Annotated in this window: 23 protein-coding genes; 12 read left to right on the top strand and 11 right to left on the bottom strand. The window is 35.2% G+C overall.

The window, feature by feature from the left end; genetic code table 11:
* Positions 1-93: 93 nt before the first annotated feature.
* From R1T16_RS05670 to R1T16_RS05655, 4 genes are all read right to left on the bottom strand, one after another.
* On the bottom strand, positions 94-345 hold the full coding sequence (locus tag R1T16_RS05670; protein ID WP_317500119.1) for a hypothetical protein: 252 nt from the start codon (positions 343-345) through the stop codon (positions 94-96).
* A gap of 94 nt (positions 346-439) precedes the next feature.
* The gene (locus R1T16_RS05665) at positions 440-670 is read right to left on the bottom strand and encodes a DUF2188 domain-containing protein (protein WP_317500118.1); all 231 of its coding nucleotides are present in this window, start codon (positions 668-670) and stop codon (positions 440-442) included.
* A gap of 98 nt (positions 671-768) precedes the next feature.
* Positions 769-993 carry a hypothetical protein gene (locus R1T16_RS05660; RefSeq protein WP_317500117.1) on the bottom strand — a complete coding sequence of 75 codons (225 nt, stop codon included), beginning with the start codon at positions 991-993 and terminating at the stop codon, positions 769-771.
* A 408-nt stretch (positions 994-1,401) separates the two neighbouring features.
* A complete protein-coding gene (locus R1T16_RS05655; protein ID WP_317500116.1) occupies positions 1,402-1,545 on the bottom strand; it encodes a hypothetical protein in 144 nt (47 codons plus the stop codon).
* Between the two features lie 451 nt (positions 1,546-1,996).
* Between R1T16_RS05655 and R1T16_RS18400 the strand changes: the two genes are divergently transcribed.
* Positions 1,997-2,212, top strand: coding sequence for a DUF6965 family protein (locus R1T16_RS18400; protein ID WP_411162019.1), 216 nt, complete (start codon positions 1,997-1,999; stop codon positions 2,210-2,212).
* 853 nt (positions 2,213-3,065) lie between these two features.
* Here the strand turns inward: R1T16_RS18400 and R1T16_RS05650 are convergent.
* The 7 genes from R1T16_RS05650 to R1T16_RS05620 all read right to left on the bottom strand — a co-directional run bounded on the left by R1T16_RS05650 (position 3,066) and on the right by R1T16_RS05620 (position 5,350).
* Positions 3,066-3,473 carry a response regulator gene (locus R1T16_RS05650; RefSeq protein WP_317500115.1) on the bottom strand — a complete coding sequence of 136 codons (408 nt, stop codon included), beginning with the start codon at positions 3,471-3,473 and terminating at the stop codon, positions 3,066-3,068.
* Positions 3,474-3,690: 217 nt separating this feature from the next.
* Positions 3,691-3,909, bottom strand: coding sequence for a hypothetical protein (locus R1T16_RS05645; RefSeq protein WP_317500114.1), 219 nt, complete (start codon positions 3,907-3,909; stop codon positions 3,691-3,693).
* 29 nt (positions 3,910-3,938) lie between these two features.
* Positions 3,939-4,316, bottom strand: coding sequence for a hypothetical protein (locus tag R1T16_RS05640; RefSeq protein ID WP_317500113.1), 378 nt, complete (start codon positions 4,314-4,316; stop codon positions 3,939-3,941).
* Positions 4,317-4,511 carry a hypothetical protein gene (locus R1T16_RS05635; protein ID WP_317500112.1) on the bottom strand — a complete coding sequence of 65 codons (195 nt, stop codon included), beginning with the start codon at positions 4,509-4,511 and terminating at the stop codon, positions 4,317-4,319.
* A 79-nt stretch (positions 4,512-4,590) separates the two neighbouring features.
* Complete coding sequence (locus tag R1T16_RS05630) at positions 4,591-4,854, bottom strand: hypothetical protein (RefSeq protein WP_317500111.1); 264 nt, start codon at positions 4,852-4,854, stop codon at positions 4,591-4,593.
* 4 nt (positions 4,855-4,858) lie between these two features.
* A complete protein-coding gene (locus R1T16_RS05625; RefSeq protein ID WP_317500110.1) occupies positions 4,859-5,080 on the bottom strand; it encodes a hypothetical protein in 222 nt (73 codons plus the stop codon).
* Between the two features lie 3 nt (positions 5,081-5,083).
* Positions 5,084-5,350 (bottom strand): hypothetical protein, encoded by a 267-nt coding sequence (locus tag R1T16_RS05620; RefSeq protein ID WP_317500109.1) that lies wholly within the window; start codon positions 5,348-5,350, stop codon positions 5,084-5,086.
* A gap of 132 nt (positions 5,351-5,482) precedes the next feature.
* On the opposite strand from R1T16_RS05620, the gene R1T16_RS05615 reads away from it, so the two are divergent.
* The 11 genes from R1T16_RS05615 (at position 5,483) to R1T16_RS05565 (ending at position 12,401) form a co-directional block, all read left to right on the top strand.
* Positions 5,483-5,875 (top strand): helix-turn-helix transcriptional regulator, encoded by a 393-nt coding sequence (locus R1T16_RS05615; RefSeq protein WP_317500108.1) that lies wholly within the window; start codon positions 5,483-5,485, stop codon positions 5,873-5,875.
* Between the two features lie 184 nt (positions 5,876-6,059).
* Positions 6,060-6,401 (top strand): hypothetical protein, encoded by a 342-nt coding sequence (locus tag R1T16_RS05610; protein ID WP_317500107.1) that lies wholly within the window; start codon positions 6,060-6,062, stop codon positions 6,399-6,401.
* Positions 6,402-6,428: 27 nt separating this feature from the next.
* Positions 6,429-6,611: a hypothetical protein gene (locus R1T16_RS05605; protein ID WP_317500106.1), complete on the top strand. Its 183-nt coding sequence runs from the start codon at positions 6,429-6,431 to the stop codon at positions 6,609-6,611.
* 62 nt (positions 6,612-6,673) lie between these two features.
* Positions 6,674-6,913, top strand: coding sequence for a hypothetical protein (locus R1T16_RS05600; RefSeq protein WP_317500105.1), 240 nt, complete (start codon positions 6,674-6,676; stop codon positions 6,911-6,913).
* Between the two features lie 19 nt (positions 6,914-6,932).
* A complete protein-coding gene (locus tag R1T16_RS05595; RefSeq protein ID WP_317500104.1) occupies positions 6,933-7,334 on the top strand; it encodes a lipocalin family protein in 402 nt (133 codons plus the stop codon).
* 145 nt (positions 7,335-7,479) lie between these two features.
* Positions 7,480-7,725: a hypothetical protein gene (locus tag R1T16_RS05590; protein WP_317500103.1), complete on the top strand. Its 246-nt coding sequence runs from the start codon at positions 7,480-7,482 to the stop codon at positions 7,723-7,725.
* A gap of 17 nt (positions 7,726-7,742) precedes the next feature.
* A complete protein-coding gene (locus R1T16_RS05585) occupies positions 7,743-7,991 on the top strand; it encodes a hypothetical protein (RefSeq protein WP_317500102.1) in 249 nt (82 codons plus the stop codon).
* Positions 7,992-7,997: 6 nt separating this feature from the next.
* On the top strand, positions 7,998-8,183 hold the full coding sequence (locus R1T16_RS05580) for a hypothetical protein (protein ID WP_317500101.1): 186 nt from the start codon (positions 7,998-8,000) through the stop codon (positions 8,181-8,183).
* Positions 8,184-9,319: 1,136 nt separating this feature from the next.
* A complete protein-coding gene (locus R1T16_RS05575) occupies positions 9,320-10,939 on the top strand; it encodes an insecticidal delta-endotoxin Cry8Ea1 family protein (RefSeq protein ID WP_317500100.1) in 1,620 nt (539 codons plus the stop codon).
* 442 nt (positions 10,940-11,381) lie between these two features.
* Positions 11,382-11,744: a hypothetical protein gene (locus R1T16_RS05570; protein ID WP_317500099.1), complete on the top strand. Its 363-nt coding sequence runs from the start codon at positions 11,382-11,384 to the stop codon at positions 11,742-11,744.
* A gap of 138 nt (positions 11,745-11,882) precedes the next feature.
* Positions 11,883-12,401, top strand: a complete 519-nt coding sequence (locus R1T16_RS05565; RefSeq protein WP_317500098.1) for a hypothetical protein — start codon at positions 11,883-11,885, stop codon at positions 12,399-12,401.
* The last annotated feature ends 17 nt before the right edge of the window (positions 12,402-12,418 follow it).

Here is a 12,418-nt window from a genome sequence, read left to right as displayed (position 1 = left end):
TTTTTGAGTTATTTGTATTAGGCTGTGGGGCTTAATCAAAGATAAACCCGCCGTAGTAAGGCGGGTTTATTGTTTTATTGGAGGGACTGACTATTAACCTTTGTCGTTTTTGTCGCTTCCTTCTACTTTCACAAGTTTGTTATAAACCCCTAATAGTAAAAATGGCGCCGCCCACTGGCCAACAAACAATGCTGTCTTGTCGTTCCCTGCAATCTTAAGCCCTGCAGAAACTGCCATTGCTCCAAGAGCACTCCATAAGAATACATCCGATGGGATCTTTGCAGTTTGTTTTTCAATTCCTTTTGCTACTTTACCTTCTGTTTGGTCGTTGTCTTTAAAAGCCATAATAATGTATTTTTAGTTTTAAGTAAAGTTACCGTCATAACCATTAAACACTTTACATCAATACGTTAAACAATCTTACAGTGAGGTTAAATAACTATCCTTTTGGCGGATAAGGATCTGAGCCGTATGATCTTTCCTCCTGGATGGTGCCATCCGCTTTATGAATGATCACTGAACTCGGTTCGCGGTTCTGGGCAAGCTGAATTGTCTTTTCCAAAACCTCTTCCTTCGTTTTTGATACGATAGATGCTCTCAGAGCACCCTCCATCATTCCTTCCCATCCATTTGGATTAGGCTGAACATGGTAAACTGTTCTTTGTGTCATTGTGCTGTATTTTTTATTTGGAACTTTAAAATTACAGAGTGCATAAAAACTGACAAACAATTTTAAACAACTGTTAACAAAATTGGCAAATGTTGCAGCTAAAATTTTAGCTTTCTTTCGCTAAAGGTTTTGTCCTCCTGAAACTCTCCGATATCATCATAAACGGTTACCACACTTGGCCTATTTGACTCTGCCAGTTCGTACGTCTTACTTTTTACAACTTTTTTGCTTTCGTCAGTGATAATTATCTTATCTACATCAGTCTGCTTTCCAACCCAAAAATTATCCGGGTTCAAAAATACTTTGTACTCAGTCTTTTTCATGGCGATATATAGTTTGGTACTACAATATAACTATACGGAAATTTAAACTGAAGAGATTTATGTTTCAATTAACTACGCTTAAGCTCGGCAGGTAGAAAAAAAACAAAAATATATAGGTTGGATTATTCTGATTTCTTAAATTTGGGTATTAGGTGAAGGTCAATTATGACCAGATATTTATTGGACGAAATCCCTCCAAAGAGGGATTTCTTACAGTACAGAGTTATTAAACTACTGAATCTTAAAGTGTAACAAAAAAATGTTAATCAATTTTTATAAACTTATACTTTTTTTTAAATTTATTCTACGTTCTTTTTTCTTGTGAAAATTCATATCGACAATTTCAAGTAGTTTTAGTTATGTATCGACACTACTTTGTCAGCCCTTCTTCGGAAGGGCTTTTTAGTTTTAGATAATAGCATTTGTAACATCTGCACTTGTAATTGCTATAGGAGGTTCAAGCGGACTCGCTACGCCGTCTGCTGTTATAATTATAGAACTTATCGTAATCCCGCCAATATTGCTTTGGTACTTCGTAAGAAAGCGATACATAAAAACAAATAATTTTTAATTATTTGTTCCAAGAAGCCTTAACTTAGAAAATCCGAATCACAATCCTAAATAGAGTAACGTTATCAATTACTTTACACAAGCCCGTTTTTTTAGGTGGTTTTTTTTGGGATTAATTATCCCAAAACGTTGTTCATTTTGTGATTACATTTGTCTTATGATACTCGCGACGGAAGAATCTATTAAAAGCGGAAATTGTACACACTATGAATTGAAGTGTTTTCTTAAGCACGTGAGGTTGTCAGCGCAACATATTGATGTTAAGTTAAGTTGGAAATATGAAGATGGCCGGTACTGGGGATATCTCAAACATGAGGATAAAGTGTTGTTTCAGAAGCCTTATAATGAGCCAACTTTATTAGATGCAATAATTCAAATGCATTTAGACTTTCAAAATGTTTTACAAAGTGCACCTTTAAAAAAAAATAAATAAATGTCACCGGAAGAAATTAAACGATATTTTGAGAACAACCCGCCACCCAAAGAGGTAGACTGGCGGCCACACGCAAAGATTACTGATACTCAGGGTTTTCTTAAGCATACATTTATTCTTATTGGAAATCACAAAGGGGATATCAATAAATGCCCAGCCTGGTGGCGGCTAGAGGAGTTTTACCAAGATATGGTAAAGCTAAATGAACAAAAATAGAAAATCTTTTATTCAGTCTAAAGCGGTTTTTTTTGTATTATGGTGTTCTTCAACAGCGTCTTTATTATTGGCCTTATTTCGGAATTGTAATTACTCAAAAATAGAATGGTTCTAATTTTATTTAAAAGGCTTATGTGATGATATTGATCATAAGCCGCGTCAAAAAAATATAGCTTCCTATCGCTAGAGACTTTATCTAAATAAGATTCAAATGTAACCGTTTTGAATATCTGTACATTTTGATATCCGGACGCAATATATAGTGATAACAACTTTTCCAATGTTTTGGAATAATAGGCCGCCTTATTGATACAAACCTTCAGGTATTGGTTAACGACGACAGCAATTAATAAAAATAACGCAATAAAGAAAATGAAGAAGAACAGGAAATAATTCATGGTTTGAATATCCAGAATTTACCTGAATAAGATAAAGGTATCGTATTTAAATCCTTATGAGTTACACAATTACACAATAGTGTTACTATTTGTCGACTTCGTCAAAAAGTCGACTTTATTGACTAATTCCTTCTCTTTGAGACCACCCAACTACATAGTTACTCTTAACTATAAGCTACGTTAGACGAATGATGCGCAGTTTATTAAAAATGTGCATTATAAAAAACATAGAATGTTTAAAATTATTGCAATTCATTAAAAATGAAAAAGTTAAGTAATACAGGAATGCTATAGCAGAATTTATTCGGCCACTTCAGACCATAATTTCAAAAGAGGATTTCCTGCTAAATATTCTATAACCGAGATATATGTTATCTCAATCCCATTTCATGTAATACCCTTCTTCGGAAGGGTTTTCATTTGCCTAGTTAAAAAGTAATAATTTTTTAATAACCCTATTTATATAGAAAATCAAATGGAACATTATCAATCAAGATTTTCTTAAGCATTGAAACAAGCTCATTAAGGCTTGAGGGTTTTGTTGCAAATAGATCAGCGCCTAAATTTCGGCAGGTTTCTATTATATCCTTCGAATTTGTAGTAGTTAAGATCACAACTTTACAATTGGTCAGCGAAGGTTTTTCCCTAAGTAACTGTAAAGACTCTAAGCCGTCGGTACCGGGCATATTTATATCCAGAAAAATTATTTCCGGAGGTTTTGTCATATTGTTAAGTATTGTAAAAAGCTCATCGGAATTTTTAGCAATATACGGGGAGTAATTGTATCCGATTTCCGATAATGCATACTGAAAGAACATGATATCATCCGCATCATCTTCTGTCAAAATTATGTTCTCAATCATAGGTGTAGGCTTGAATTAGTTTGAGTGAGAGAAAGATGAATAGTAAAAGTCGACAAAATTAAACAATTGTTAAAAGGCTTTAACAAATTGACGTGAATTTATTCGTTTAACGGAATATTTAAACGGTTAAATAACAAAAATGCCCTTCCGAACCACCAGAAGGGCAAACCAAATAATTAATGTACTTAGAGTACAGTAATCAAAGGTGCAAATATAATTATTCCGGGCTTTCACCAGTTAGCTTTTCAATTTTCTTTTGCTTCATGTCCAAAAACCGCTTAAGCCGTGCGATCTCGTTTTGATTATCCCGATATTGTTCCAAAGCAAAGAGCAATACATTTTTAGCAGTGTTTATTTTATGCTCAGCTGCTATAGTCTCCAATGCCTTACTTTGTTCCGGTGTGAACTGCCTGATGTATGCGCTGTCTTTTATCATGTAGTTGAAAAGTCGACTTTTAAGTTGGTTTATTTAAAGAGTTGCAATTGTTCATCGTCCGGTTTAGGGTAAAATTTTACTTGTGGACCGGTTAATACTATCCAGTTACCTGCGTATTTCAGTTTCAAACCGCAATAACTTCGCTCCCTGTTGCCTTTAGATACTTCCTCGAAGTGATCAAAATATTCTAAAGGATCTTTGTTACCGCTGTACGCACGCAGGTCAACAGCTTTGTAACCTTGAACGTATTGATATCCGAACCGTCCACTGGTTGCGCCGCCGCATATTACGTAAAAGTCATTTGCGTAGGGAACCAATGCCGTAGCTTTCTCCTTTTCAATAATATCCGAAAGAGAATCTTTATTGATCATCTCTTCAAGTAAAGATTTGGTGATATAAAATTCCATCTATGCCTGATTTAATATTTCGTATGATATTTTATGCGCTGTCGTTTTTAAAAATCCTTTTTGTTGCAGTATAAGCTTTGTAACGGCCTTCAGTTGCATTTTTTCTTCTAGTCCAATGATCAGGTCAAAATCAAAAGTTAACGTTTGCCTGTAGCCTAAAGCATCTTTAAAATTGCAGGTTACGGCCACAGACATCACAGTCGCTTTACAATCCGGGCAAAGGTTATGTTCCGGCCATTTGCATTGAGTCCATTTAGGACGGCCTCCACATATTCTACACACTAGCATCGTGAGCTGGTTTCAGTTTTATAGAGTTCCAGAAATATGATAGCTGTTGATCAATATCTTCAAGAGCTGCAACGGCATCCAAATCATTCAAGCCTGTAGCTTTGTTTTTCATAAATAGAAATACCTGGCTAACACCGGCAATAAATGCGCGCTTACGTTCCGTAAGTTCCGGCAGCTCCATAACGGAAAGATCCAATTGCATACGCTTCATGTACTTTTGGAATTCTGCCTCGAGGTCAAATTTTTTCATAATATTAGTCTTCTAGTTTATGATTAGTATGCTCATAGAACAGATCGCGCTCTCTACAAAAATCAACTGCAGTCTGCACCGAAAAATCTCGTATATAATGGCCATCATCTTTTTTAAGCTTTGGTTTAATTACCTTACTTTCCAGCTTGAGCATACTGAATAACCGCTCCTTTTCCGCTTCCGGAAGGGCTTGTATTACATTGTATGCAGTTTCAGCCAGCATCATGGTTTATACCGTTTCCACTTTTAGTAATTCGTCTTTTGCCTGCTCCAATTGATCAATCGCTTCCTTCCGCATTTTATACACTTCAAGGATTGCAGCCTCAATTACAGGGTTTCCTGAATCGCCGTTAAAAACAGTTCGGATATATGCAGCGCCGTAGGGTTCCTCCTTACGGGAGGTGACGTCTTTTGAAGCAAGTACCTGAAGAACATCAGCGGTGTACTTGCGGCCGAGAACCGGCCTCATGGTTTTTGTCTGTTCTGGTGAAAACATAGAAAAGCATTATTAAGTTAATACTGTATTTTCTGTATATTTACCAACGCTAATAGGTTATTATACATTGCAAATATATTACAAAATGTTTACAATGTATATTATTTGTTTACTAAAATGAACATTTTGTTTATGGAAAATCATATAGGTTTGAATATCAACTTCTTAAAAGTAAAAAATAAATTGACTTTAGAGACGTTTGGTGAGCTATTTGACCTTACAAAAGCTCGTCTGAATACCTATACTTCGGGAAGGAGCAATCCGCCTGTTGAAAAAATACAGGAGATTTGCGCTTATTTTAAAATCTCGATTGATGACTTCATTAATAAAGATATGAGCGCAGATGGTTATTCAACAAACCCTAAGATTGTTTCAAACGTTGAAGAACCAAAGGTTGGATACAATGACGATAAGACAATGGTAATTGAAGCACAAAAGGAAACTATCGAAAGTCTTAGGGAACAAATCAGCCTGTTAAAAGATAAAGTTAGCATGCTGGAAACAACGAAAGCCAGGGCGTCATAATTACCTGGACTGTTTTTAAGAATTAGAAATTTTTAGGAACATCATTTCATCTGAAGGGGGATTCAGTTGAAGTAATACATAATGATGTGGTTTTAGAGATTTAAAATTTTACACTTTGCAAGTGTTTAGTTCAAGATAAATTTAACTGAATGGGGGATTCGGTCAAAAGATTAAAAATTAAATTATGTCCATCAAACCGTTTGCCCCACGCGAAGAAATCAAGAACTTTCTTGATAAACATGAAATTAGAAACAATGCTGCCAGACCTGATGCAAATTTTCTAGTCTTGTATGCAGAAAAAATTAATGAAATTGCCTTGAGGTGGCAATCTCATAACAGATTTTTAAAAAATTCTGTCCACAGAGTAATTTTAGAAATTGAGGCAATTCGCTCAAAAATCAGGAGCGATTTAAACGAAACAGATAACAAAAGTTATGCGATTGTGTGGCTTAAAATTTATCAGCAATTGCAAAGCATTTGGGGGAATTTTATCAATGCTTATGATATTGAGATAAGAGAGATTTAATGAATAACAAATTATAAATTAACAATTATGAAGGTGATTTTCGACTTGCCGGGGGACAGTGTTGAAAAAATTAAACATTTCAGAGACTTAGTGGCTCCATACGGCGAAATACTGGTTGAAGAGCCGGGTAGAATGTGTACTACATTTACAATTGAATTCAATTCAATTGAGGACTACGAGGGTTTTCAGGCAGCCGTACAAACAATCTGATCACAGTTAAGTGATCATCGCCATTTTCTCTGATTGATTAAAGCTTTCAGATTAAGAATTTGATGATGAACCATTCAAAAGCAATAAAACCCGAACAAAAAGAAAAATTAAAAACTTCAGCAAAACTCAGGCCGCGCATGATGATTACCAAATCTCCATTTGTAATGACAGATATGGGGTCAATAGACAAAATATTGCGCAGGCTGGTATGGCTAATCGTAATTTGGATAATAATATCAATTGGATTGTTGATCTGGTTATTTATACCGCATGAAAATCCATCAAAATATATATTGAAATAACACCCAATCAAACCAAACCATGAAAAAATTATTTATTGCCGGCATGGCCGCAATGCTGTTTGTCAATTGCACCGGCGATGACAGCAGCGATGTACTTACTGTAGAACAAAAGATAATCGGGAAATGGAATTACATATCCGTTATTGATGATAATGGGCAGGAATTGCCTCTTCAGGGGTGCGCGTTAGGCCAGTATATGAAATTTTCTAAAAATAAAAGTAAGGGTCTAGACTGGACAAGTTATGGGACTGACCAAAATGGGGACTGTGTGATTGAAGTCTACACAAGCGATTATAGCATTGAAAATAATGTTTTGACTTATGCAGCAGCAAATCTTAAAGATACCCTGACTTTTATAAATAATAATACTCTGAAGCTGGATAATGAATTTACAAATGGCGTAATACTTAGAAGAGAATAATAACCAACACAAATAATCAATGACAATAACAATCGTATCAATACTGGTTATCTATTTGGCAGTTGAATTTTATCTTGACTACCGAAATAAGAGGTCTTAACAATTATTGCAAAACGAATATAATTTAAATCATCTAAAAAATATTTTGACAAACGACGAAGCAGAATTTAACCGCAAGACGGAACTGTTACTTCAAAGGAAAATTACGGAGCTATCAAGTGACTTACTTGGCGTTGTAGAAATTAATGACCGCGACCAAATAATAAAGTATCACGCTAACGACCTTAATAGTGAGATATCAAAGATATCGAAAAGGCATACGTTACCTGAAAGCCATAATGAATACATTTCTACAATAGTAACCCGCCTAATGGTATTCGGACAGGTATAAATAGCATACCCCCACTTATGAAACCAAATTTAAACACACCTTCAAAAGCCTGTGTCTATATCTTTAAGCTGCTTTGTAAAAGCAGGCTGATCGTAGACCACAGGTATTGCACTGATAACTTTAACGCCAAAAGTGAAATGGATGCAATTGACAGGATCCTGGTACGGTTGTTCTGGGTTCTTATAATATGGATTGCCTTGTCAATACTAATGATTATCTGGCTTTCTAAACCGACACTACCTATTGCAGCCTACATCTTGAACTAAGACTTTATGAAAATCGGTTACATTCTTAAAGATTGCTCAGCCCCGAATGTAGAAGGCTTTGAAAAAGTTGTAACGGAGTTTGGATCCGTTGCTCAAAAATGGCGCGATGGCGAGATAATCAACTACATCATTGAGATAAATAATATGCAGGACACAGACGAGTTCCGGGAGGCTGCAAAAAAATATAGATAACGTGCTAAATTGGTTGTCGTTAAGGCAATTTTCCGCAACACTTTTCACAACACTTTAAAGAAAAAACAGCAAAATTTTAGAAATAATACCTCTTTAAAATCAACAACTTTCAAATCGCATTTTTAAGCATTTAGGGTAACTTAAAATTCATAACCCTGAGGTCACGGGTTCAACTCCCGTCTTCGCTACGAAATGTAAACATTTGAAGGAGTGGTTTTAAAGAAATTTAAAGCCACTTTTTTTATGCCTTCACTGTACAAGCTTTATCTAAAACCACACTTTTTACCACACTTTTCGGCACCTAAAAAGAAATACGGTAAGATCAATTTATTTGACTGGAACGAAGATCAAATCTAAAATTGAAAAATTGATTCAATTTTTGAAAAGCCACATTTTTTATAGATCACCGCCAGGGAAATTTATTTTGATGTAAAGCTAAAAATTGTTAATAAATATACTTTCAGATAGTTAAAAATAAAAACAACACATTGTCTTCCAATGGCGTTATTTATCTATTTGGTCTTTCACGGATTGCAATTGAACCTCAGACGCTATTCTTACCTTTTTTCAAAATGCAAAATTATTTTCTTTTAATAACATTTGCCTGTCTATTTACAGAACCCCTTGGAGATTTTACCCGCTCTGACAATCAACATAATAAGCTATAAAATCAGGTACTTTTACTTAGTTTTTGCTTTTCGATTTTAAATACTTTTATCAAATTCAATATTAAATCAAGAGTAATTAATTCATGCTGCCAGATGGTGCACTCTGAACTATTTGAAACTATGGGCGATTACTTAACGGCTCCCGCTGTGAGCTTTACTATATTATTGATTCTTTTCCTGTTTGTATAAGGAATAATATGAGGATTACAAATTATAAGATACTCAGGGATATATAAAGAGGGTAAACAGCACTCTAAAAGAACAGATACTTTGGAAAAAAATGAAAAAATAAAATACAAAAAGGGTTGAAGTAATAATTAGCGGTATTAAAATGCTTTTTCAGAACAATTTATCAAGTAACTCTGAATGGTTTTAATAAAGCCCAAATTGTTTTTGTTTGGATGAAAATTAACTAAAGCTATGTATGAACCAGCAAATTAAATTAATTAACCAATAAACAATACCAATATGATTAGTAAAACAGAAAATGTAACCCTGCAGGAAAATGCAGATATGATGAACCTAGAGAATGTGATTCAAAAACTAGGTAAAAATGGTCCCGCAACTCTTTCGAATGAAGAAGATGATTACAGAAAACGTCGTGACTATGTTAGAAACGTAATATCAACAGCAAAAAGTAATGTCTCACTATTTTCTTTAGAAGAAATGGGGCACATATTAGCTGCTGACTTTCTTATGCAGGCAACAGCTGATGATGAAGACAATAAGGAGTTCGACTTAAAATCTGTAACAACCCGAAACAGAATAACATCCTTGCCAGAAATGGATCCCGCACTGAAAGCAGCCTTATCCGTTGTTGCTGAAGTCATAAAAAAATCAGGCAGCTATCAGGAGGCATTGAGGGCTGGTGTAATAGCTATAGAAGGATGTATTCCGTATGTAGGTGGTATTATTGCCGCTATTACCTCCATATTTTGGCCTGAGAACAAGAAGGATGTTTGGGATCAGGTTAAGGATCAGGTCAATAAGGTGGTGCAGAATGCTATTTTTGAAAACGAGTACAAAATAGTTGCGAGCCAGATTACCGCGGTAAAGACAGGTCTTAATCAATATCTAAATTCGCCAAGCAAGGAGGAACAGCGCCCCCTTTTAATAGCAAATATGCTCCTTATTAATAGTCTTTATGAAAGAGTAAACCAATCCAAATATCGCCACATGCTGATTGGACTTATGGTACCAATCGGTGTATTGCACTTAACTGTATTATCTGAGCGGTACAATCACTATAAAGTATTATTTGGATCAGACGATCGCACACAAGCTCTGGAAGATTTGAAGAAATCATACGAAAATTACAAAGTTTTTTTTGATACAGTGTATGTTGAATGGAAAAATTGGAGAAGTGGCCAGTTAGAAGTATTTTTTAATTCTAACCATGTTTTATGGAACACCGTCTACAGCTATGGAGTTAATGACGGACTAGGCTTATATAACTTCAGATATGATATTGATGATAAATCCAGAGCAAATGATTTCAAAGAATGGGCGCTTAATAGATGTATTGCGGATATGGCCGAAGTTTTAAGCGCGACACAAACGTATTCAACTTTATTTAAAGGTATAGATGTAACATTAAGTCCCATTCTTCCAGAATTGGATACAATTGTACTTGGTCATTATTTTTGGACCAGATTTAAGGATACCGGAAATATGAGAAATACTATGATTGGAAACTGGTCCACTGATAAACCAACCGGCGAAGTCACAAAAATTAATATTTATGCTTACAACTCCATAGATGGACTGCAATTCCTTTATCCAGACATGCCTGGAACAAAGGTTACAGGCGGCGGCGGGGCCAGTTTTGAGCTTAATCTTGACGGGAAACAATGCATTGGTGCAAAGATGGACTATTCCAGTGGGCTTGTGTATATGATACAGTTCTTCTTTGCCGATGGATCGAGTTCTCCCGCATATGGTAACAAAGGTGGTTGGCATTCAATTGCATCAGTAGATGCAACTGTAGGAAAATCTTATAAGCTGGCATTTGCAAACTTCGCTTTAGGATCCGGACCAAGCGGTACTAAAGGGATCAATGGTGTTATTTTTACATTTAAGCGTGCTTAAAATAGCTTATTCTGCTTTCCAGTAAAAGTAAGCACGGTGATTATGCCCATAAGGTCTATAAGCGCTTCTGTATAACCTGCAGTAAAAAAGTCTTCAAAAAAGTTAGACATTTGTTCGGGCAATACTACAATAAACAACCCTAACTAATAATCAAAAGGTTAGGGTTTTTTATTGCCTTATATTTTTGTTTTTTTCCATTTAAAATCCAAACTTAATATGCCATTACTATCCATTGCATCGATAGTAATTATCTACTTTGCAGTAGAATTTATAATAGACTACCGTAAAAAGAAAAATAAAAGGAAATAATAGCAAGTAAATACACAGAAATAATAACAAAAAGTTTAAATTTTCTTATTGCTTCATATTTTTGAGCCCTATAGAAATTTCTCTATTTTTATGACTTAATAAATGTTCAACTTACCAATTCAAACCTATTATCATGAAATCAATCCTTTTAGTTAGCTTAATACTATCATCCGCATTTGGAAATGCACAAGTTATAGTCAACGAAGTTGATCTAAACACAAACGTCGAGGCTTTTGAGGTTTACCTAATGGCAAAAATGTTTAATACCAAAGAAAGTATATTTGCTAATACCGGAAGTAACGATTTTAAGATACAAAATTATGACACAAAAAGACAGGCAATTTTTAACGCTGAAGGTAAAAAATTTGAAAAAGGCGAATACCTAAATCTATATACCTACTTGATGTCGCAAGGATGGGAAGAAGGCACAAAGCGCAATGTAAATTATGGCGACAGCACAGGCACTTGTATCATGTTTAAAAGAAAAAAAGCTTAATCATAAAAATAATTAAACAGAATACAAATTGCTCGGGGGCAAAAACAGAAAGTGAAGTGAAAGCAATATCGTGTAAGGCATAGGCGTTTAATTACTATATTTGGTAACTTGCACAATTCAAACACTTTAGCCTTACTTATGAAAACACCATCATTACTTATCAGTACAGCGGGTCTACTTGCCTGCTTATGCCTTATCATAGCCTGTGATCCGGACGATAGCCGAAGGGACAGCATTTATTCTTATAATGTTTCAATCAGGAATGAATCTAATGCTGCACTGAATATATACGGTTACAGGACTAAAGATTTGGCAACAGGGCAGCATCTTACGCAGGCGCAGCTTATTCATTCTGTAATGGTTGCCGGCGGCAGCGATGATATAGTTACTACAATAGCATTGCCCCTGCCTATAGAGAACATAGGCATCATTTATCCCGGCTTTGAGAACAATGTAGATTCGCTTGTGGTTAAATTTAATGCAACCAATAAAGGCTATATTACAAAAGTTGTAAATGACACAACAGTGGTAAATAACAGGTGGATTAGCGGTAAGTCTTCGCTTTTTGATATTAAGGTCACCGACCTAAACAAAATTGGAAACACCTGCTATTACAACTTTTCGCAGCAGGATTATGAGAATGCTCCTGAGTTGTAGGATTTAAGATGCAGTAA

Origin of the sequence: Flavobacterium sp. DG1-102-2, from assembly GCF_033042555.1 — a bacterium.
GTDB lineage: Bacteria > Bacteroidota > Bacteroidia > Flavobacteriales > Flavobacteriaceae > Flavobacterium.
This window is presented reverse-complemented; position numbering and strand designations above follow the sequence as displayed.